Below are 20,534 nucleotides of genomic sequence, written 5' to 3' on the forward strand. Positions count from 1 at the left end.
TCTTGCTACCGCAGGGCGCGGGGGAGGGCGACGGGAGAGAGGGTGGCGCGGAGGCGTTCGTCGGCGGTGGGGTCCGCGGTGACGTCGACCTGCAGGGCCTCTTCGACGTTGCCGATGTGGTCGAGCATGAGCTGGCGGGCGCGGGGCGTGTCGCCGGCTTCGAGGGCGGCGACGATGGCGGCGTGTTCGGCGCAGGACTGGGCGGCTTCGTGCTTCGACTGGAAGAGCGTGGCCGCGAGGGTGGTGCGGGCGGTGAGGTCGCGCAGCACGTCGCAGAGCAGGCGATGGCCCATCTGGTCGGCGAGGCAGACGTGGAAGTCGGCGAGCAGGAAGGCGCGTGTCGCCGCATCGGCGCCGGCGATGGCGCGCTTCTCGTCGGCGATGTGTTCGCGCAGCTTGCGGATCACCTTGGAGAGCGGCCGGCCGGCTTCGGCCAGGATGCCGGACTCGACGATGCGGCGGGCGGCGAAGGCGTCGCGTGCTTCTTCGGCGGAGGGCTCCACCACGTACCAGCCGCGGCGCGACTGCACTTCCACGAAGCCGCGCGCCTGCAGTTGCATCAGCGCCTCGCGCACCATCGTGCGGCTGACGCCGAAGTTCTCGGCCAGGGCCTGCTCGCCGAGGCGCTCGCCGGGTGCGAGCTTCTGCGCCAGGATGGCTTCGACGACGCGCTCGGCGATGGTGGTGGGCGAGACTTCGGTCATGGTCGCGGTGCTCAGTGGGCCGGCTGCGGGACGACGGGCGAGTCGGGCTCGGCCAGCGGTTCGTCTTCGGGCGAATGCGTGCCGTTGAGCACCGCATGGGCGCGCTCGCGGTCGATGTCACCTTCCCAGGCGGCGATGGCGACGGTGGCGACGCAATTGCCGATCAGGTTGCCCAGCGCGCGGGCGATGCCCATGAACCAGTCGACCGAAAGCACCAGCACCAGGCCGATCGCCGGGATCGCGGGGATGGCATGCAGGGTCGCGGCCAGCACCACGATGGCGGAGCCTGGCACACCGTGCGCACCCTTCGAGGTGACCAGCGCGATCGCGAGGATGGTCAGCAGGTCGGCCATCGAGATCGGCGTGTTGGTGGCCTGCGCGATGAACACCGCGGCCAGCGTGATGTAGATCGAGAAGGCGTCGAGGTTGAACGAGTAGCCGGTCGGGATTACCAGGCCGACGGTCGAGTCGCGGATGCCCATATGGCGCAGCTTGGCCATGATCTGCGGCAGCACGCTGTCGGACGACGTGGTGGCAAAGACGATGGTGAGTTCTTCGCGCAGGTAGCGAAGCAGCTTGACGAGGCTGAAGCCCGAGATCCGCATCACCAGGCCGAGGACCACGAAGACGAAGAGCAGCACCGCCACATAGAACAGCGCCACCAGCATGCCGAGCTGCTTGAGCGAGCCGATGCCGTACTGCCCCACGGTGAAGGCGATGGCGCCCAGCACGCCCAGCGGCGCCAGCTTGATGATGATGCCCATGATCTTGAACAGCACCAGGGAAAGCGCGTCGACGACCAGCCCGACCGGCCGGCCGCGATCGCCGAGCAGCGAGAGCGCGCAGCCGAAGAGCACGGCGAACAGCAGCACCTGCAGCACGTCGCCGGTCGCGAAGGCGTTGACCACCGTCGTCGGGATCAGCTTCATCAGGAATTCGACCGTGCCGCCGCTCGTGAGCTTGTCCGCGGTCGATGTGTAGGCGCTCATCGCCGCGGGGTCGAGCTTCGACGGGTCCACGTTCATGCCGACGCCGGGCTTGAACACGAAGGCCAGGACCAAGCCCAGTGCCAGCGCGACGGTCGTCAGCACCTCGAAGTAGATCAGCGCCTTCACGCCGACGCGTCCCACGCGCTTGAGGTCCCCGGCGCCCGCGATGCCGTGCACCACGACGCAGAACACCAGCACCGGGATGATCATCTTGATCAGCTTGATGAAGCCGTCACCCAGCGGCTTGAGCTTGACGGCGAAGTCAGGGATGAAGAGTCCTGCCAACACGCCGAGCACCAGCGCGATGACCACCTGACCGAAGAGCGATTTGGCGAAACGGGGCATGGAGATCTCCGTGTTGAGTTGCATGCAAGTCAACTTGGTTCTTGCATACAAGCAATGTAGGCAAGACTTGGGATTTCTCCGCGAGGGTTTTCCCGAGGCTCTAGTTGGCGGTTGGCAGCAGCTGCCCGACGATGGCCGAAGGCGATGCGCTCTCGGCCAGTGGCGTCGCCGTCGCTTCGGCCCACTGAGCCACCGCGTCGCGCAGGGCGTCCATCAGCTCGTTCGCCATCACCTCGAGCAGCCGTACCTCGCGCTGGTTCAACGAGTGCGGCACCACGTCCAGCAGGCACAGGGTGCCCAAGACGTGGCCGGCAGCGTCCCGCATCGGTGCGCCGGCGTAGAAGCGAAGGCCCTTCTCCCGAAGCACGGGATTGCTGGCAAAGCGCAGGTCACGCTCGATGTCCGGAATCACGAGGGTGTTTGCGTTCGCCACGACGTGTCCGCAGAGCGACAGGGAGCGCGGGATGTTCAGCTCTTCGGCGAGCACCGGCCGCGCATCGCCGGAGGACTCGCCCGGCGCGGCGGGCAACGCGCCGAAGGCGCCGCGGACGTCCTGCTCGTGTTCGTCGATCAGCGAAACCATCGCCAATGCCACGTCGAAGATGTCCGCCGCCCGTTTTGCCGCAGCATCGAAAAGCAGGCGCGCGCGAGGATCGAGGGCACCGCTGGCATGCAACGCGTCGAGCCGTTCGGCATCGGCCTCCGGAATGGCAGCAGGCATGAAACCTTCGCTCAAGTCCACGCCCGCGAGCTCTGCCACGCGGACGACGGCCTCGCTGATCGACGTCACGACGGCGTCCGCGCCGAGCGCCTTGAAGGCATCTTCCTCGAGCAGTTCGGGCGGCGCGTTCCAGAGCGCCAGGACGATCCGGACTTCGGGCCAGCGGCGCCGGAGACGGCGACAGAAGTGCTTTGCCTGGGCCTGCGGCTCGGGACTGAAATACGAGAGGCACACGATCCGCGCGCTGCCGAGGTCGAGCCCGGCAATGTAATCCGCGCTCACGACGTTGGCCGCCCTGTGGTCGGCGCCATAGCCCTCATGGGACAAGGCATGCGCCAGCATCTTCGCGGCAAGGGTGTCGACTTCCCATTTGCCGCCGATGCAGACGGTGCCGATCCGCGTGTCTTGCGCAAGGGCGGGATGCTGATCGAGCAGGTCGTCGATCAGCGCATCCATCCCGTTCACCACCCGATGACGGTGCTCGGCCGTGGCCACCAATGCGTGGTCGCTGCTGGCCATTCGCAAGACGGGCAGTCCGACTTCGTTGTAGAAACCGGTCAGGTTGCCGCTTTCGGTCTGCTCGGATGCAATCTCGATCGCCTCCTCGACGTTGTCGGCGAGCAGGCGTTGATAGATGCGTGTGGGAGCGTCGAGCGCGGGTTGGCTGCCCAGGAGCACGTCGAGGAACCTGAGTCGCGGAAGGTGGCGTCCGATGACCAGAAGGCAGACGGTGAGCGGTGTCGACATGACGAGACCGACGGGGCCCCACAAGGCCGTCCAGAAGGTTGCCGCCACCATCAACGACATGGCCGACAAGCCGGTGCTCGCCCCATAGAGCCAAGGCTCGACCACGTTGTTGACGAGCATCTCGAGCGCGACGATCACGCTGACGGTCCAGAGCACCATGCTCCAGCCAGGATCGACGGCGAATGCCAGCGCGATCGGAAAGACCGCCGAGATCAGCGGCCCCACGTAGGGGACGAAACGCATCACGGCGGCCACGGCGCCCCAGAGAATGGCGCCCGGCACGCCGATGAGCCACAGGCCCGCGGCCATCGGCACGCCGTAGCTCAGGTTGACCACCAGCTGCATCGTCAGGTATTTCCCGATGCGTCGGCCGGCTTCGTCCATCGCGTCGGTGGAGCGGTGAAGCGTGCCGCCCCACAAGCGCAGCAGTCGATCGCGGAGATCGAGGGTGTCGAGCAGGATCAGCACCACGAAGACCAGCACGATGCCGGCCTTCGCGAGCGGGCCACTGGCGGCCTCGAGCCAGCCGACCGCCTGCTGGAATGCCGACGGCGGCTGCTCCTGCAACTCGACGCGCTGGATGGGCGGCGCGACGGTGCCCCTCGGTCCCTGGTGGGCTTCAGATGGCGCCTTGTCCACCTCTGTCTTGAACAGGTCGAAAGTCTTCAACGCGCCATCGAACATGCCGGGCTTGCCCGTGTCCTCGCGAAGATTGCGCAGCTTGTTCCTGATGTTGCTCTGGTAAGTGGGCAACTCAGCGCTGAGGCTGCTGACCTGGTTGGCGAGAAAGAAACCTGCCAATCCGATCATCGCGAGCGCGAAGACGACGACGATCAACACGGCAGGCGCGCGCGGCAGCCCCCAGCGCTTGAGCCGCATGACCAGCGGATCGAGCACGAAGCCGAGGAAGAAGGCCAGCGCCAGCGGCATGAGGATGTCGCGGCCGAAATAGAGCGCAGTAACGATCAGGGCCGCCGTGACAAGCCCGACCATCAGTTTGAGTTCGGGCACCAGGCTTGCAAGCGGTGACACCGGATCCGATGAACCCCGCAGCAGGGGCGACCGCGTCTCGACAGCGTCGCGAAGCAGTTCCTTGTTCAAACCTGATCCCTCCAGCAAAGCTTCGATGCATGAACAGCGCGATGAGAGCGTTCCAGACCTCAGTCCGAGACGCTCTATGGACGCGGCCGACCCGCCCGATATGCTGCGCTCATGGTTCGAGCTGCCCGTACGTGGCAAAGCCGCCAATGCGTAGGAGAGCAGCGGGAACAGAAGCCCTCAACCGTTGAGGCGTCTGTGTCGATCAGTCCCGGTCGCCCCAATCGCGACGGTGCTCGTGGTGCTCGCGTCCCCAGTCACGCCGATCCCAGTGGCGACCACCGTCCCACTCCGTGCGATACGACCGGCGTCCTTCTCCGCGATACCCCTGCTCGTAGTACACAGGCGCTGGAGCGTAGGCAGGCGGCGGCGCGCGGTACACCGGTGCCGGTTGGTAGTACACGGGCGCCGGGCGTGAATAGACGGGGGCCGGCTCGTAGTAGACGGGTTCAGGCTGCGCAACGCCTACGACCACGCCTGGCACCGAGATACCGAGGGACCAGTTCGTGCCAGCGCTTGCCGAAGCAGCACCGGAAAGTGCTGCGACTGCCACGGCTCCGGCGGCTGCCAACTTGATCAACTTCGAGCGGCTTGCATTCATTCGGGATCTCCTGCGAGGCAACTGTTGCCCCGTTTCAATCCAACGTCGCTGCGGCGCTCCGCGTGCACGGAAGCAATGCAAAGATGAGGTAAACAGGAGCACCGGAAGGTCGAGCATCCGCGCAAAGAAGAGCGGGCGCCTGAGCGCCCGCTGTTCGGCAATTGCGCGCCTAGGAACGCGCGCGAGCGGCATTCCGCAGGTCGCGAATCTGGTCGTGATTCCGCTGCGCGCCGTCGGCCTGGCTTTGGACCACCGCACGGACATCCGACGGCAGGCTCTGCTTCAGCGCCTTCCGATAACGGGCGATCGCCGAGTCCTCGCCCCGTTCGCACGATTCCAGCATGGACAGTTCGCTGTCGGCACCCACGGTGCCCTTGACCTGGACCCATCCGCGATGCATCGCGCCAGCGGCGGTGCCGCCTGAAGCCGGCTCGCCGCCGTAGGCCTCGATGAGCCGGATCAGTTCTTCCCCGGCCTGACGGCATCCCTCTGCTCGACTTGCAAAGAGCTGCTTGGCAGCGGCGGTTTCCACCTGCTCGGCGCACGTGCGGAATCCATATTCGCCATCCCGCGTGTTTTCCAGCAAGTCATTGAGCACGTCCACCACATCGTCGTTCGACAGATCCTCGTGGCTCACGATGTCGCTGCCGTTCGCTTGCGTCGCGTAGTAGGTTTCGTCTGCGCGATCCCATGCCGCCTGGGCTGCCGGACGCGCATCGGACCACGCGAGACTCGACGCACCGCGACGGCTCTCCCATTCGGATGCGAGCACCGGCTCCGCCGTTTCGAAATCGGTGTCGCGCGTGCCGCGCGCCGACCAACCCGCTTCGTAGGCCGGCGCGTAGTCTTCGTAGGGGCGCCCCGCGTCGTAGTACGTTTCCTTGCTGAAGTTCTCGCGCCAATAAGTCTCTTCGGCCGTCGGGTTCACGCTCTCGGCCGCTGCCTTGCCGCCCAGTCCGCCCGCCACTGCACCTGCGACCAGGCCCACGACCGTTCCGATGGGCCCGGCGAGGGATCCCGCTGCAGCGCCCGCAAGCGCTCCGCCGGTTGCGCCCAATCCCGTGCCGACGGGATGAGCCCCCGGCGCACCCGTGATCGGGTCTCGATTCGGTACGCCATTGCCGAGTTGGCCATCGTCTGTTGCCATGCTGTCTCCTTGGTGCCCACCAACGGGGCGATTGAAATCTCTTCGTGGAAGAGGACCGCTGCCAGCGTAGGTAGCCAGACAGCCCGGCGGAGTCATCGGCATCGTTCAGCCCGTGTAGGGCAATGTCCCACCGCTCGTGAAATCAACTTCGACAGGTGGGAGACGCGCCTACGCGGAGTCCGCGCCACACCGCACAAGGCCGGTGGCATCGAAGGGCTAGCTTCATCGCTCAGTCCTCATCCACGAGGGCTTCATCCACAAGGAGACCCTCCGTGAAATACAGACTCATCGCCCTTTCGGTTGCCGCAATGATCAGCGGCGCAGCGCTTGCGCAAACGACCGCCGTCCCGGCAGCACCCGATCCTGCGGTCGGCGGCCAGGCCACCACGAAGACGCCCGCCGGCGTCGCCAATCCCACGCAGCGTCCGGACGGAAGCAAACCCGCCTCGCGCGAGATGGTGAAGTCCGAGGCGCGATCTGCGCACAAGAACACGGCGACCACCGATCTTCCCAAGGGGGAGGCAACGACCACCATGAACAACCAGCCGAATCCCGCCCAGCCAACCGGCGCCATGACCCGCGCCGAGATCAAGCCGACGTCGAGCGAGCTGAAACCGCAGATGGGCAAGGTGGGTGAGCGGCCTGACGTCCCGACCAATCCGACCGAGAAGACGGGTACGCCCAAGTAAATGGCAGGTGCGGGTCCGCCGCGCTGGAAAGCGGCGCCGCATTGCCCTGACGGCAACATGTGCAATCCATCACCGGAGACCCGGAATGTCAGACGATCCCAAGAAAACAGGCCTTGATCGCAAGCTCATTTCACTCGGAGAACCCCACGAGTTGAGGAGTTGGACCGAATCGCTCAAATGCACGGAAGCGCAACTGAAATCCGCGGTTGCCGCCGTCGGCAGTTTAGCCGAGAAGGTGCGCGAATACCTCAAGCGAAACAAATGATCCTTGTCGACTGCTCGCTCGCTCAAGGGCCGAAGCCGCCGACAAACGCCGCGCTGCCACCGCCCCACGCGCCCCAATCGACGTTGTTCATCTCGTCGATCTGAGCCTCACGCAGGTCCTCGTTGTTCATGCGCTCGTGATAGCGCATCTGCTGGTAGACCTGGTACTGGGCCGAGTTGCCGACCAACGCCATGCCATTCGAGGAATCGCGCATCACGTAATAGATGACGCCCTTGTACCTGACGGGCGTCACGGTGTCCTTGGGCAGTTTGGCGTAGAGCGCGGTCTGCTCAGGCGTGGTCGGCGTGACGATCTTGAAGCCCGCCGCGATGGCGGTCTTGTCGCGGTCCGGGTGGCCGGTTGCGCAGCCTGCCGCCACCGCGATCAGCGCGACGGCGCAGACGGTCCTGAAGATGGACGGAAATTTATTCATTGCTTTTCGCTTGGAGCTTGGAGTTGGCGACAGGTGAAGACGCAGCGCAGCAATCCTCAATAGGCCGGCGGCGCCGGGACCACGTTGTAGTAAACGCCGTTGGCACCGTAGAAGGGCCGCAACCACGTCGTGCCCACCCTGTAGTACGTCGTTCCACCTTGGGCGACGACGACTGCGTCCGGCGGTATCGTCGCGTAGCTCACGCCCATCTGATAGACCGGGTACGCAGGCCGCGCAGCGCTCGCAACGGCCGCGCCCGCAGCGACGCCGACCACCGCACCCGCCGCCACGGCACCGGCGCAGTCATAGCACCCCGCGTGGTAGTAGGGCACCGCGACCGGCGCGTGATAGGGCGCGTAGCCCGCATAGCCATACGCCGGCGGATGGTAGGTGCTGAATCCACCTGCGGTGGTGTGGACCGCGCCGTAGCCCGCCACGCCGGCGCTGTGGCCGCCTTCAGCGTTGGTGTGGCTCCAGCCGCCATACGCGTTGGCCGAGGTGGAACCTCCCCAGCGGTTGTCGTGCGTGGCGGTGCCGTAGCCGCCATACGAGTGGCCGCCGAAGCGATTGGCGCTTGCCCAGGCCGAGGCCGACGCATGGAAGCCCGCAGAGATCAGCAGGGCGACCAGAAGGGGCAGGGCACGAACGCGGGTCTGGATGGAACTGGATGGGGTCATGGTGCGGACTCCTTATTGCGCAGTGGCGGCGGCGGGCTTCGGGGCCTTCTTCGCATTCTTGCCTGCACTGGGCGGCTTCGGCGCGGCAAACGCAATCTTTTTGGCATTGGCGGCGTTCACCGCGGCGAAAGCCTCGGCCGCGATCACCGGGTCGAGCTTCCAGTTCGACAGTTCCACCTGGTGGCGCAGCTGCAGCGGATCTCCGCGGAACACCGCGCGCATCTTGCGCGGCAGCTTGTCGTCGGCACCGATCCAGATCTGCATGAACATGGTGTCGCCGGCGATCGCGACCATTTCGGTCGTCGTGCCGCCGACCACCTTCGACTGGCCGATGTAGAAGGCCTTCGTCAGGCCTTCGGTGATGGCCGCGAAGGGGTCTGAGCCCACCACGTCGGCAAAGGGAAAGTAGATCGCCGCATTGTCGAAGGCCTGCTTGAGCATGGCGTCGATGGTGGGCGGTGCGTCCGCCACGGCGACCAGGTTCTCGGCCGGCGCGAAGGCGGTGATGGTCTTGCCGTCGTAGTAGTACTCGGAGGCCGGGCCGTCGCCCAGGGTGACGACGCGCAGCTTGTCGGGGCGCTGCAGCAACACCTCGGAAGTGGTTCCATAGGCAAGAGCGGGCCCCAGGCGGCTCGGGCTCTCGTAGGTGGTGACGGCGGTGAAGGCGAGCGACTTGGCGCCGGTCAGGCTGGCGCTCATGGCGCGCAGCAGGTCCATGGCCTTGGGCTCGAGTTGGGGCGCGGTTGCAGAGGCCTTGGCCGTCGCACGGCCCGATTTGGCGGGCGAAGCGGGCTGGGCCACGGCGCCCATGCACAGCGCCGTGACAAGGCTGAACATCAGGACTCTGGCGAAAGAACGGAAACGGCTCATTGCGTGATCCTTGGTTGCAGGGGTCTTGATTCTTGTCGACCACCGGGTCGACGGGCTGCCTGGATGTGACGAAAGTTTGCGACAAACATGATCCGACCATTGCATCGGCAGCGACATCGGGTGCAAGGGCAATGTGGTTGCCCGAAAGGGAAAGCGAGGCGCGCCCTGTGCCGCCTGGACCGCAATTTGCGCATTCTGAAAATCGGAGGATGCTGCTGAATACCGCCGAGTGCTTCGCACCGGAAAACCGAAAGGGGAACGACATGAGATCAGCTTCATCCAGAAGGCCCGGCGCCGCAGCCGACGGAACGGTCCGACCGGCCGGAGCGGCGCTTTGCGTGCTGGCCGTCGTACTCGCCTGGCAGCCGGCCTTGGCAGCGCCCCCTGACGCGGTGTCGAAGCCCTGTTCTGTCTGCGGCAAGGTGGAATCCGTGCGCAAGGTGCAGACCGCGAAGCCGACCTCTGGCGTGGGTGCGGTGGCCGGCGGCGTGGTGGGTGGCGTGCTCGGCCACCAGGTCGGCAGCGGGAGGGGCCGTACCCTCGCCACCGTTGCCGGCGCGGGTGCCGGCGCCTTCGCGGGCAATACCGTCGAGAAGAAGAGAAATACCAGCCAGGTCTACGAGGTCAGCGTGCGAATGCAGGACGGCTCGATGCGCACGGTCAAGAGCACGACTGCGCCCCCGGTCGGCCAGGCGGTCACGCTGAAGGGTGACGTACTGCAGCCAGCCGGCAGCAAGAAGAAGTAAACACCCGCAGCCACCGCGGTAGGTGTTTTCACTAGAGTCGACGCTATTGTCAACAACGATGTTGACATGAATTTCGACAAAGCCTAAATTCCGCCCACAGTCGGTGGCGTCCTGGCGCGTCCATCCGCTCCGGCTGCAAGTTCGCCAGCGCGCGGGGTGTCGTTCCCTGCCGTTGGCGCCCGGTGCCCCCGCAAGGAGACAGATCGATGCAACCCACCATGACGGCCGGCGCGACAGCGACCGCCGCAGCGCCCGACACCACCCTCCAGCCGAGCAAGGTCCGCTGGAAGATCTTCCTGATGATGTTGTTCCTCATCTCGATCAACTACATCGACCGGGCGTCCCTGTCCGTCGCCATGCCGCTGATCGCCAAGGAGTTCGACATCGGGCCGGCCGTGCAGGGCCTGCTGCTCAGTTCCTTCTTCTGGACCTATGCGCTCATGCAGATTCCGGGCGGCATGCTGGCCGACCGCTTCGGCCCGCGCGTGGTCATTGCCGGCGCGACGCTCGGCTGGGGCTTTTTCCAGGCCATCGCCGCGGTCTGCACGGGATGGATTCCCCTGCTGTTGACGCGCCTCGGACTGGGGGCGGCTGAAGCGCCTATCTATCCGGCCGGCGGCAAGCTCAACGGCATCTGGATGACGCAGAACGAACGCGGCCGGGGCGCAACGCTGCTCGACGGCGGCGCGCCACTGGGCGCCGCGCTCGGTGCGATTCTGATTTCCGGCCTCATCGCGATGCTGGGTTCCTGGCGCCTCGCCTTTGTGATTGCGGGCGTCGGCACCGTCGTCGCCGGCGTGTTCGCCTGGAGCTACATCCGCAACCATCCGCGCGAGCATCCCGGCGTCAACGAGGCCGAGGCGAAGTACATCGAAGCCAGCCAGGCGGAGGACGCGGCCAGCGAGCCGCAGGGCGCCAGCGGCCGGCTGCTCGACTTCCTTCGCTTCCGCTCGGTGTGGGGAATGTTCTTCGGCTGGATGTGCTTCAACGCGCTGTTCTACGGCCTGCTCACCTGGATGCCCAACTACCTCTCCAAGGTGCATGGCTTCGACATCAAGCAGATGGGCGGCGCCGTGTTCTGCATGTTCTTCGCCGGCTTCGTCGGCGAGATGTTCGGCGGCTGGCTGGCCGACAAGTGGAAGGCCGCGGGCGCCTCGACCACCAAGGTGCTGCGCACGCTGTTCGGCGTGTCATCGGTCATCGCGACGATCGCCATCTACATGGTGTCGCAGATCACGAGCCCCGTCGCCGTCGTCATCCTCCTGTCGATCACGCTGTTCTTCCTGCGCTGGTGCGGCCTCTTCTGGTGCGTGCCTTCGATTCTTGGCCGCAGGGCGCACGTCGGCTTCCTCGGTGGCACGATGAACCTGGGCGGCAACGTCGCAGGCATCGGCGTGCCGATCGTCGTCGGCCTGATCGTGCAGGCGACCGGTTCCTACTTCATGGCGCTGATGCTCTTCGCCGCGGCTGGCGCAGGCCTGTTCATCTGCTCCACCTTGTTGATCGACTACAGCAAGAAGCTCCCCGTCTAGTCCACCACTCAGGTTTCGCGAAATGTCCCAGTCCCACCGCATCGGCGTGTTGACGCCGTCTTCCAACACGGCGCTCGAGCCGCTGACCAGCGCGATGGTCGCCGGCGTGCCTGGCGTCTCGGCCCACTTCTCGCGATTCCGGGTGACCGAGATCTCGATGGGCGACAAGTCGCAGAACCAGTTCGACGAGCGAACGATCCTCGACGCCGCGACGCTGCTGGCCGATGCGAAGGTCGACGTCATCTGCTGGAGCGGCACCTCCGCCAGCTGGCTCGGCTTCGAGCGCGACCGCGCGCTGTGCGCCCGCATCACCGAAGTGACCGGCGTCCCGGCGACCACGTCGGTGCTGGCGCTCAACGAGCTGCTCGCCGCGCAGGGCGCGCGCACGCTGGGCCTGGTGTCGCCCTACGTCGAGGACGTGCAGCGGCGCATCGTCGCCAACTATGCGGCGCTCGATGTCGAATGCGTCGCGGAACGGCACCTCGACCTGACGGTGAACTTCGCGTTCGCCGAAGTCGCGCCCGATACCTTGCGCACGATGATCCGCGAGGTCGCGCAGCAGAAGCCGGACGCGATCACCGTCATGTGCACCAACCTTCATGGTGCGCCGTTGGTCGCCGAATTGGAGCGTGAGCTCGGCATCCCGATCTACGACTCGGTAGCCACTGTGGTCTGGAAGGCGCTGAAGATCACGGGTGTCGATCCGCGCGAGGTCAAGGGCTGGGGAGGGCTGTTCGCATGAGCACAAGCAATTTCGACCTGGTCGTGCGCAACGCGCGCGTGGCGACGGCCAGCGATACCTTCGACGCCGACATCGGCATCACCGCCGGGCGGATCGTGCAACTGGGGCTGGGGCTGCCGGCAGGCCGTCGCGAGATCGATGCGGCCGGCGCCTTCGTCACGCCCGGCGGCGTCGACGCCCACTGCCATCTCGACCAGCCCATGGAAGCACCGGTGCGCATGGCTGACGACTTCGACACCGGCACGCGTGCGGCCGCCTGCGGCGGCACGACCACGGTGATCCCCTTTGCCGCGCAGCAGAAGGGCCAGTCGCTGCGCGCGGCGGTGCGCGACTACCACGAGCGCGCCGAAGGCCGTGCGCACGTGGACCATGCCTTTCACCTGATCGTCAGCGACCCCACCGAGGAGGTGCTGAAGAACGAGCTGCCGCAGCTGATCGCCGAGGGCTACACGTCGTTCAAGATCTACATGACCTACGACGACCTGAAGCTGAATGACGGCCAGATCCTGGACGTGCTGGACGTCGCGCGCAGCCATGACGCGATGGCGATGATCCACGCCGAGAACGCCGACTGCATCGAGTGGCTGACGCGGCGGCTGGAAGCCAGCGGGCGCACGGCGCCACGCTTTCATGCGCATTCGCGGCCGATGCTGGTCGAGCGCGAGGCAACGCACCGCGCCATCGCGCTGTCGGAACTCGTCGACGTGCCGATCATGATCGTGCACGTGTCGGGCAAGGAGGCCGTGGAGCAGATCCGCTGGGCGCGCTCGCATGGCCTGCATGTCTTCGCGGAGACCTGCCCTCAGTACCTGTTCCTGACGGCGGAGGACCTCGGCATCGACGACAGCTACGGCGGGGCCCGCTGCGTGTGCAGCCCGCCGCCCCGCAACAAGGACAACCAGCAGGTCATCTGGAACGGACTGGCGGACGGCCTGTTCACGATCTTCTCGTCCGACCATGCGCCGTTTCGCTACGACGCGCCGGAGGGCAAGAAGCCCGGTGGCAAGGAGGTCGAGTTCCGCCACATTCCCAACGGGATTCCCGGCATCGAGACGCGCCTTCCGCTGCTGTTCTCGCATGGCGTGCTCGATGGGCGCATCACGATCAACCGCTTCGTCGAACTCACTTCGACGAACCCTGCCAAGGCCTACGGATTGCATCCGCGCAAGGGAACGATCGCCATCGGCGCGGACGCCGACTTGGTGGTGTGGGGCGCGACGTCGCGGCAGGTGCGCAACGCCGACCTGCACCACGCCGTGGACTACACGCCTTACGAGGGCATCGACGTGAAGGCATGGCCGGCATTGACGCTCGCACGCGGCGAAGTCGTGTGGGACGGCCAGACATTCCATCCGCGCGCCGGACGCGGAGAGTTCCTGCGCCGCGGCAGGCCCACCCTGCTGCCCGCAGCGAGAGAGCGAGGCACGCCATGAAGATCCTGCTGATCAATCCCAACACGTCCCAGAGCGTCTCCGACCTCATCGAGGCCGAGGCCCGGCGTGCCGCTGCGCCGGGCACGCAGGTGAGCGTGCTCACGGCACCGTTCGGCGTGGCGTACATCGAGACGCGATTCGAGTCGCTCATCGGGGCCTATGCCACCGCCACGCTCGCCGCCGAGCACTGCGATCGGCACGACGCCATCGTGGTGGCGGCCTTCGGCGATCCGGGCATCGACGGGTTGCGCGAGGTGCTGGACATTCCGGTAGTCGGCTTGACCGAGGCCGCACTCATGAGCGCCTGCCTGCTCGGCAAGCGCTTCTCGATCGTGGCGATCTCGCACCGCATCACCGCTTGGTACCGCGAATGCGTCGCGGCCAACGGCCTGAGCGAAAGGCTGGCCAGCATCCGCAACCTCGACAACCCGCTGAAGGACATCGGCCGCGTGCAGGAGGACCACACTGCGCGGCTGGAGGCGCTGTGCCTTTCGGCCGTGCAGGACGACGGAGCGGACGCGATCATCATTGCCGGCGCGCCGCTGGCGGGGCTGGCCCGATCCATCCGTGACCGCATTCCTGTTCCGGTGGTCGATGGCGTGTCGAGCGCCGTATGCCATGCGCAGACGCTGGTGTCGCTTGGCACGCTGCCGGCCCGGCAGGGCAGCTTCGCGCCGCCGCCGATCAAGCCGAACCATGGACTGCCCGAGGGCATTGCGCGGCTGCTCGCGCGCGACCGCACGCAGAGGTGACGCGCCGTCGCTAAGATCGCAGCGCATGCCAAAGAAACTGAGTTCCCCCAAGGAAGCGAGCGGCACGGGCCGCGAGCAGAGCGTCGACGCCATCGCGGAAAAGATCTCCACCGCGATCCTCGAACACCGGCTGGCCCCGGGCACCAAGCTCGGCGAAGACCGGCTGGCCACCATCTTCGGCACCAGCCGTGCCAAGGTGCGCGAGGTGCTTGCGAGACTGGCCCATGAACAGATCGTCGAGCTGGTGCCGCAGCGCGGCGCGCACGTCGCCAAGCCGACCATCGAGCAGGCGCGCGACGTTTTCGAGGCGAGGCGCCTGATCGAGCCCGGCGTGCTGCGCAGGCTGATCGGCACGATCGACGATTTCAAGATGCAGCGCCTGCGCAGGCACCTCGAACTCGAGGCCGACGCCCGTCAGCGCAACGATGCGCGCGCCGTGGTGCGCCTTTCAGGCGAGTTCCACTTGTTGCTGGCCGAGCTGGCTGGCAATTCCGCGCTGGCGCGGACCATGCGCGAGCTGTCGACGCTGACTTGCCTGATCATTTCGTTGTATGACGCACCGACTGCGACCAGTTGCCGTGCGGACGAGCATGAAGAGATCGTCGACGCGATCAAGCGGAGCGACTCCAAGCGGGCAGAGACGCTCATGCTCCACCATCTGGATCACATCCAGGAAAGCCTCAAACTCGACGCGGGAAGCGATGAGGCGGATCTCGAAAGCATCCTCGGAGACTCGCTGTCTACCTGACGCACTGGACGATGGTGAACTCCACCCGCCGGTCGAGCGCATCGACGACGTCATCGGTGCCGCTCCCGACCAGGTTCTGTCGCGACCCGAGTCCCTTGGCAAAGGTTCGGTCCGACAGCTCGGCAGACTCGGCAGTGAGCCGCTGCCTGATGTATTGCGCCCGACGGAGGGATAGCGAATCGTTCACGCCCTCCGATCCCGTCTTGCTCGAGTGGCCGGCAATGTCCATGCAGACGCGCGCGTCGCTGGCCTGCCTGGCGATCTGGCGCAGCCACATGCGATAGGCACTCGTCACCTTGGGGTCCGACCAGAAATCGGTGCTTCCAGGGTTGAACAGGAACTTCACGCCCAACTGGTTGTGGGCAATGCCGTAGGCCACCAGGCGCCCGAAGGCTTCCTCCGCTTCCGCCGACTGTCCGAGCTTGAGCGTGGTGAGGTAGATACCGGTGAGCACCCGGATCTGCTCTCCGCCCGGCGCCGACGCGGCGCGCCGATACTGGGCGAGCGCCTCGCGATATCGTCCTGCGTTGTAGAGCTGGGTGGCGTCGTTCAGCACGGTCGCCGTCGTGATGTGCGCGAGGTAGGTCGGGTCTGCCTTGTCGCCGCGCGCTGCGCTGCTGGTACGCACAAGCCCGTCGGTCACCTCGTCTTTCACCAGCACGGGGCTGTCTCGGTAGTAGGCCAGCGGGCTCATGTCGACATCGTCCTTGCGCGCAAGCGTGGATGCCTGGGCCACGACGTTGCCCGACTTCAGGTCGACGAGCGCGAGGTTGATGCGGACACCCGCTTCCTGCCGCGCCAGCGTGCTGGCCAGGAGGTACTGGGCTCGCGAGAGGGTGGCTGCTTTGAATGGCAGGATCTCGACCTGCTTGAAGTTTGCGCTGATGTGGGCAGCGATGGCCCGATCGAGGCGCTGCGTGCCGACCGTCTGCTGGCCGCTACCGGCATCCAGTGCCGGGTCGAACACGATGACGTTCTTGGGCGGCGTCGGATTCGCCTGCTGCAGCAGGGCGTCGGTGGCGGTGGCGATCGCCTGGTCGAAGGGCTGGACCGTGTCGTTGCGGTAGAACGTCGCGCAGCCCGTCAGGCCTACTGCGAAGAGCGCACTCAAGAAAAAGCGGAGGAAATGGATGTACCGAGGGGTTGGAACGAGGCGGTCTACTTGCATCGAGTCTTCTGAAAGGCGGCTTCTTCTGGATTGAGGGGTTCCAGAGAAGACTTCAGAACGAGGTCGCTGCACCTCGGAGGTCGGCCTGTTTGGGTGTAGGACGACACGGTTTCCGGTTGTTCGGAAACCGTGCGTTTTTTCTCGGATGCGCTGGTTGCGACGTCGATGGGCGCGATTGGAGGCCGCGGCGCTGTGGGGGCCTTGCGGATGGCGCGTGGGGATGGCGCGGCGACCGAGGGCCGCGCAATGGGCGGCGCCCCCGGATCTTCCTTCACGATGGCGCGTGCCGGCTCGGCCGAAGAGGGCGGTGCAATGGCGGGGGCCGTCGCGGCGCGCGCTTCTACCGGGCTCGCCGGCACTTCTCGCGCTTGCTCGACGACAACGTTTGGCGAGGCTGTTGAAGCTGGAACTGCTGCCGTCGTCGACAGTTCGGATCGGGCCGGCTCCCGCATGCCCATCCACGTAGCGCCGCCAGCGATGAACAGCACGGCCACGAGCACGGCGTAGCGCATCGGGCGCGGACGCGCGGAAGCTTGATCCACGGCTCGCGCCGGCGTCGTTGGCGCGTTTACAGCCGAGCTGTCGAGGTCCTGCGACGCGCGCACCGACTCGGCGGCGACTGCGACGTCCATGGATTCGCCAATGTCATCGGGATCGCGGTCGAGCATCGCCCGAAACGCGGCCACGTCCTGGGGGCGTGACTCGGGCCGGACCTCCAGCGCGGCATCCATCGCGGCCAGGAACCCGGCGCTGTATTGCCCCGCATGGGCGAGCGACAGCGGTTGCAGCGGGTCGTTGACCACGCGCACTACCGAGGCGATCGGCGGTCGGCCGGTGATTGCGTAGTGCACCACGGCTGCGAGCGCGTACAGATCGGTCCAGGCTCCCTGGAGCATGGTTCCTCCGTACTGCTCCACGGGCGCGAAGCCGGGTTTGAGCATGGTGGTCAGCACTTGCGTTCGATCGTTGATCACGTGCCGCGCAGCGCCAAAGTCCAGGAGCAGCGGGCCGCTGGCAGTCAGCAGGATGTTGTCCGGAGAGATGTCCCGGTGGTAGCACTGCTCGCCGTGCATGACGGTCAGCGCGTCCAGCAACGGATCGAGCCACGCGCGCAAAAGCGCTTCGGGTGCCCGCGATCCGAGCTGCGACAGTGCGGTCTTGAGCGTGGGGCCTTCGTAGTAAGGCATCGCCATGTAGGCCGTGCCGTTGGCTTCCCAGTACCGAAACACCTTCACGAGCGCCGGATGATCGAACTTCGCCAGGAGGCGGGCTTCGTTGACGAAACTCCTGAGTCCTGCATCGAAGGTTTCGCGGTACTGCTCGGACCGCATCGATACCTCCATCGAGACGACCCCGCGCACGGCGAGCGACGATGGCATGTACTCCTTGATCGCCACATGACGCTCGAGGGCGAGGTCCCACGCGAGGTAGACGATGCCGAATCCGCCTTCGCCGATCTGCTGAAGGATCCGGAACCCTTCGATCTCGGTGCCTTCGGGCAGTGCGTGGATGGCGTCAGGGCGACCGGCGTGCGCATCGCCGGCGGTGGCGCTTCGTGACTGCTGCTCGGTCTTGATGTAGGGGGCGCCAGTCTCCGCGAAAGGTTGCTCTTCGGGCTCCGCGTCCGCAAAGGAAAGGGCGGTGACGCAATGCTTGCAAAACTTGGCTGCGGGGCGATTTGCCGTGCCGCAGGCCGGACAGATTGCCGCCATCAACTGTGCTCCTGGAAAGACGCTCGAACCGTTTTGCCTGAAAAAGGCACTGTACGCGCGCGGCCGTCGCGGCTTGAATTCGATCAGTACGTAGCGTGATGGAAGTCGCGAAAGCTCTCCTTCCTCGACCTCGGCAAGATGTCCATGTGCAGCGACTCGGGACAATCGCCTGCATGAATGACCTCCATGACGAAACCAGTCCGGGAAGACCTGACACCTCATCCGAAACGAAGGCGCGCCTCGAGCGTGCGTTGAAGGAACTGGATCTGATACTCGGCAGCGCGGAAGAGCGAGCCGCAGTGCCTTACTACGGCCCGACGCTGCTGGCATCGATGAGCGCGATGGATCAATCGATGGCCTTGCACGCCGAGCGGGCGCGGTACGAGAAGGATCCGGAGGTCTCTGCAATGCACTTCTGCATCACCTCGGCCATCGCGTTGCTGGAGGTGAGCCAGGCGCTGCTCAACAAGGCGGCGGACCCGACGCCACAGGAGCGCGAGCGCCAATGGAAGACGCTCGTTGCATACACGAAGACGGCAGGGCGATCCGCCTATCGCGCGGCTTCGATTCTGACTGACAACATTCCCGCGCACTGAGAGCGCGGGGCGAACGCCCATCCGGGCGCGCCGCCTTCGTCTGGTTTTCGAGTGCGCGGTGTAGGACCTCTCCGTCCTGTTGCGCAGGTTTCGCCTGAAAGATGCGCGTTGCGTGAACCGTCATATTCACCGCTTTGCATCATCGGGAAACCATGGCCTCGTCCCTTCTTGAGCGGCTGCGCAGCAACCTGACGGCGCTGATTCGCCGCCTGGTTCATTCTCATCAATCCGAATCTGCCTCGACGGATCTTCCTGCCTCGACCAGTTCGCGCCCTGTCCCCCCTGTGGCGGCAACGGGCAGCAAATCGATGCGCTCGCCTGAACAGGTGAGAGCAGACCTCGCGCGGCTTCGCGCCACGTCCGGTGAGCGGCACGCGCCGGCTTCGATCAAGCGGCAGGAGTCCTTTGACGACTCTGTCTTCGCCAATTTCGTTGCCACGCCGGCTGTGCCTGCACCGACGCCGGAAGGGCTCGATGAGTATCCCAAGACCGTGCTGGTGCCTCGCGCCGCGACCCCGAAGAAGTCGACGCGGTGACTCGGTTCGGCGTGGGGGGTCATCCCCATCGGCCGTGATGGGCGTGTTGTAAGCGTGCCTTGATCTCCAACTTCCCGCGGGTGGACGGTCGCTGCATCGTCAATTGATAATGACTGGATGTCCCAGTGCACCCTGCGCATCAAGACCCGGAAGACCTCCCAAGCGCTGCCCTTTACAGCCTCTTCGTCGCGAGTGCTTGTGCTCTTCACATTGGCGCTGGCACTGTCGGGCTGCACCGACGCACTGTTGATGTCCCGGGACGTGGTGTAAGTCTTCGATCATTCGCTGCACGGCAAGGCGCGTAGGGCGTAGCCCGAAGCGCCTTGCCGTGCAGCGGCCGCTCTCTTCGGGGTGGTCATCGTGAAGTCCGGATAAGTTTGAGGTGCGACCCACCAAACCTGTCCTTAAAGGAAATCACGATGACCAACCCAACTATGGCATTGGCCGAGCTCGCTGAGAAGGGAGCCGATGTCGACGTCCTGCGCCAGATGGTGCAGTTCATGGCTCAGCGCCTGATGGAGCTCGATGTCGAAGGCCGCTGCGGCGCTGCGTACGACGAGAAGAATCCCGAACGCCTCAACAGCCGTAACGGCTACCGCGAGCGAACCTGGGACACCAGAGCCGGCAGCGTCGAACTGAAGATCCCCAAGCTGCGCCAGGGCAGCTACTTCCCCGAGTTCCTGGAGCCTCGGCGCACCGCCGAGAAGGCGCTCACCGCCGTCATCCAGGAAGCCTACGTGCAAGGCATCTCCACCCGTTCAGTGGACGATCTGGTCAAGGCGCTGGGCATGACGGGCGTCTCCAAGAGCCAGGTCAGCCGCCTGTGCGGCGAACTCGACGAGCGCGTCAACGCCTTCCTCGGGCGCCAGATCGAGGGCGACTGGCCCTACCTATGGATCGATGCCACCTACGTGAAGACGCGCGAGGCCGGGCGCATTGTGAGCGTAGCCGTCATAGTGGCGGTCGGCGTGAACACCGACGGACAGCGCGAAGTGCTGGGTTTGAAGGTCGGCGCGTCTGAAGCCGAGCCGTTCTGGACCGAGTTCCTGCGCAGCCTGAACCGTCGAGGCCTGCGCGGTGTGAAGCTCGTGATCAGCGACAGCCACGAAGGCATCAAGGCGGCCGCTGCGAAGGTCCTGAAGGCCACCTGGCAGCGTTGCCGAGTCCATTACGCCGACCTCCGGGTTATGCCGACATGGCGTCGCCCACCGAGCCCGTGGGCGGCGAAGCCGCAGTTGAGGTCGGCATAGTCAGAGTGCCTGCAAGAAGCTCATCAGCGCGTC

The 20,534-nt window shown here is 65.8% G+C and carries 20 protein-coding genes and 1 pseudogene; 11 read left to right on the forward strand and 10 right to left on the reverse strand.

Features of this window, described 5'->3' with window-relative positions:
- Nucleotides 1-5: 5 nt before the first annotated feature.
- The 5 genes from ACSFBL_RS32270 to ACSFBL_RS32290 all read right to left on the reverse strand — a co-directional run bounded on the left by ACSFBL_RS32270 (nucleotide 6) and on the right by ACSFBL_RS32290 (nucleotide 6,352).
- Complete coding sequence (locus ACSFBL_RS32270) at nucleotides 6-704, reverse strand: GntR family transcriptional regulator (protein ID WP_435519897.1); 699 nt, start codon at nucleotides 702-704, stop codon at nucleotides 6-8.
- A gap of 11 nt (nucleotides 705-715) precedes the next feature.
- Complete coding sequence (locus tag ACSFBL_RS32275) at nucleotides 716-2,038, reverse strand: C4-dicarboxylate transporter DctA (protein ID WP_435519898.1); 1,323 nt, start codon at nucleotides 2,036-2,038, stop codon at nucleotides 716-718.
- 100 nt (nucleotides 2,039-2,138) lie between these two features.
- Nucleotides 2,139-4,607, reverse strand: coding sequence for an AI-2E family transporter (locus ACSFBL_RS32280; RefSeq protein ID WP_435519899.1), 2,469 nt, complete (start codon nucleotides 4,605-4,607; stop codon nucleotides 2,139-2,141).
- A 202-nt stretch (nucleotides 4,608-4,809) separates the two neighbouring features.
- Nucleotides 4,810-5,205: a PXPV repeat protein gene (locus tag ACSFBL_RS32285; protein ID WP_435519900.1), complete on the reverse strand. Its 396-nt coding sequence runs from the start codon at nucleotides 5,203-5,205 to the stop codon at nucleotides 4,810-4,812.
- A gap of 169 nt (nucleotides 5,206-5,374) precedes the next feature.
- On the reverse strand, nucleotides 5,375-6,352 hold the full coding sequence (locus tag ACSFBL_RS32290; RefSeq protein ID WP_435519901.1) for a ferritin-like domain-containing protein: 978 nt from the start codon (nucleotides 6,350-6,352) through the stop codon (nucleotides 5,375-5,377).
- A 272-nt stretch (nucleotides 6,353-6,624) separates the two neighbouring features.
- Here ACSFBL_RS32290 and ACSFBL_RS32295 point away from each other — a divergent pair, with 272 nt between their 5' ends.
- The gene (locus ACSFBL_RS32295; protein WP_435519902.1) at nucleotides 6,625-7,041 is read left to right on the forward strand and encodes a serine/threonine protein kinase; all 417 of its coding nucleotides are present in this window, start codon (nucleotides 6,625-6,627) and stop codon (nucleotides 7,039-7,041) included.
- Between the two features lie 85 nt (nucleotides 7,042-7,126).
- The gene (locus tag ACSFBL_RS32300; RefSeq protein WP_435519903.1) at nucleotides 7,127-7,306 is read left to right on the forward strand and encodes a DUF3606 domain-containing protein; all 180 of its coding nucleotides are present in this window, start codon (nucleotides 7,127-7,129) and stop codon (nucleotides 7,304-7,306) included.
- A 22-nt stretch (nucleotides 7,307-7,328) separates the two neighbouring features.
- Here the strand turns inward: ACSFBL_RS32300 and ACSFBL_RS32305 are convergent, their stop codons facing one another.
- Genes ACSFBL_RS32305 through ACSFBL_RS32315 form a run of 3 tightly spaced genes read right to left on the reverse strand, consistent with a single transcriptional unit; the run spans nucleotide 7,329 to nucleotide 9,286 of the window.
- Nucleotides 7,329-7,739, reverse strand: coding sequence for a hypothetical protein (locus tag ACSFBL_RS32305; protein WP_435519904.1), 411 nt, complete (start codon nucleotides 7,737-7,739; stop codon nucleotides 7,329-7,331).
- A gap of 56 nt (nucleotides 7,740-7,795) precedes the next feature.
- Nucleotides 7,796-8,416, reverse strand: a complete 621-nt coding sequence (locus ACSFBL_RS32310) for a hypothetical protein (protein ID WP_435519905.1) — start codon at nucleotides 8,414-8,416, stop codon at nucleotides 7,796-7,798.
- A gap of 12 nt (nucleotides 8,417-8,428) precedes the next feature.
- Nucleotides 8,429-9,286 carry a DUF2092 domain-containing protein gene (locus tag ACSFBL_RS32315; protein ID WP_435519906.1) on the reverse strand — a complete coding sequence of 286 codons (858 nt, stop codon included), beginning with the start codon at nucleotides 9,284-9,286 and terminating at the stop codon, nucleotides 8,429-8,431.
- Between the two features lie 263 nt (nucleotides 9,287-9,549).
- On the opposite strand from ACSFBL_RS32315, the gene ACSFBL_RS32320 reads away from it, so the two are divergent.
- The 6 genes from ACSFBL_RS32320 to ACSFBL_RS32345 all read left to right on the forward strand — a co-directional run bounded on the left by ACSFBL_RS32320 (nucleotide 9,550) and on the right by ACSFBL_RS32345 (nucleotide 15,239).
- The gene (locus ACSFBL_RS32320; protein WP_435519907.1) at nucleotides 9,550-10,032 is read left to right on the forward strand and encodes a glycine zipper 2TM domain-containing protein; all 483 of its coding nucleotides are present in this window, start codon (nucleotides 9,550-9,552) and stop codon (nucleotides 10,030-10,032) included.
- A gap of 218 nt (nucleotides 10,033-10,250) precedes the next feature.
- On the forward strand, nucleotides 10,251-11,564 hold the full coding sequence (locus ACSFBL_RS32325) for an MFS transporter (RefSeq protein ID WP_435519916.1): 1,314 nt from the start codon (nucleotides 10,251-10,253) through the stop codon (nucleotides 11,562-11,564).
- Nucleotides 11,565-11,586: 22 nt separating this feature from the next.
- Nucleotides 11,587-12,306 (forward strand): maleate cis-trans isomerase family protein, encoded by a 720-nt coding sequence (locus ACSFBL_RS32330; RefSeq protein ID WP_435519908.1) that lies wholly within the window; start codon nucleotides 11,587-11,589, stop codon nucleotides 12,304-12,306.
- Nucleotides 12,303-13,739, forward strand: coding sequence for a dihydropyrimidinase (gene hydA, locus ACSFBL_RS32335; RefSeq protein ID WP_435519909.1), 1,437 nt, complete (start codon nucleotides 12,303-12,305; stop codon nucleotides 13,737-13,739). The genes ACSFBL_RS32330 and hydA overlap by 4 nt, the downstream gene beginning before the upstream one ends.
- The gene (locus ACSFBL_RS32340; protein WP_435519910.1) at nucleotides 13,736-14,491 is read left to right on the forward strand and encodes an aspartate/glutamate racemase family protein; all 756 of its coding nucleotides are present in this window, start codon (nucleotides 13,736-13,738) and stop codon (nucleotides 14,489-14,491) included. The genes hydA and ACSFBL_RS32340 overlap by 4 nt, the downstream gene beginning before the upstream one ends.
- Before the next feature lie 25 nt (nucleotides 14,492-14,516).
- Nucleotides 14,517-15,239, forward strand: coding sequence for a GntR family transcriptional regulator (locus tag ACSFBL_RS32345; RefSeq protein ID WP_435519917.1), 723 nt, complete (start codon nucleotides 14,517-14,519; stop codon nucleotides 15,237-15,239).
- Here the strand turns inward: ACSFBL_RS32345 and ACSFBL_RS32350 are convergent.
- Nucleotides 15,232-16,350 (reverse strand): FlgO family outer membrane protein, encoded by a 1,119-nt coding sequence (locus ACSFBL_RS32350; RefSeq protein WP_435519911.1) that lies wholly within the window; start codon nucleotides 16,348-16,350, stop codon nucleotides 15,232-15,234. The two genes, ACSFBL_RS32345 and ACSFBL_RS32350, sit on opposite strands and share 8 nt — an antisense overlap.
- Before the next feature lie 47 nt (nucleotides 16,351-16,397).
- Nucleotides 16,398-18,119 (reverse strand): protein kinase domain-containing protein, encoded by a 1,722-nt coding sequence (locus tag ACSFBL_RS32355; protein WP_435519912.1) that lies wholly within the window; start codon nucleotides 18,117-18,119, stop codon nucleotides 16,398-16,400.
- Between the two features lie 173 nt (nucleotides 18,120-18,292).
- On the opposite strand from ACSFBL_RS32355, the gene ACSFBL_RS32360 reads away from it, so the two are divergent.
- From ACSFBL_RS32360 to ACSFBL_RS32370, 3 genes and pseudogenes are all read left to right on the forward strand, one after another.
- Nucleotides 18,293-18,715: a hypothetical protein gene (locus tag ACSFBL_RS32360; protein ID WP_435519913.1), complete on the forward strand. Its 423-nt coding sequence runs from the start codon at nucleotides 18,293-18,295 to the stop codon at nucleotides 18,713-18,715.
- Between the two features lie 152 nt (nucleotides 18,716-18,867).
- Nucleotides 18,868-19,251 (forward strand): hypothetical protein, encoded by a 384-nt coding sequence (locus ACSFBL_RS32365; protein WP_435519914.1) that lies wholly within the window; start codon nucleotides 18,868-18,870, stop codon nucleotides 19,249-19,251.
- Between the two features lie 419 nt (nucleotides 19,252-19,670).
- Nucleotides 19,671-20,423: pseudogene (locus ACSFBL_RS32370) on the forward strand (IS256 family transposase); the annotation flags it as partial.
- Between the last annotated feature and the right edge of the window lie 111 nt (nucleotides 20,424-20,534).

The sequence above is a fragment of the Variovorax glacialis genome (assembly GCF_051216375.1).
Classification (GTDB): Bacteria; Pseudomonadota; Gammaproteobacteria; order Burkholderiales; family Burkholderiaceae_C; genus Variovorax.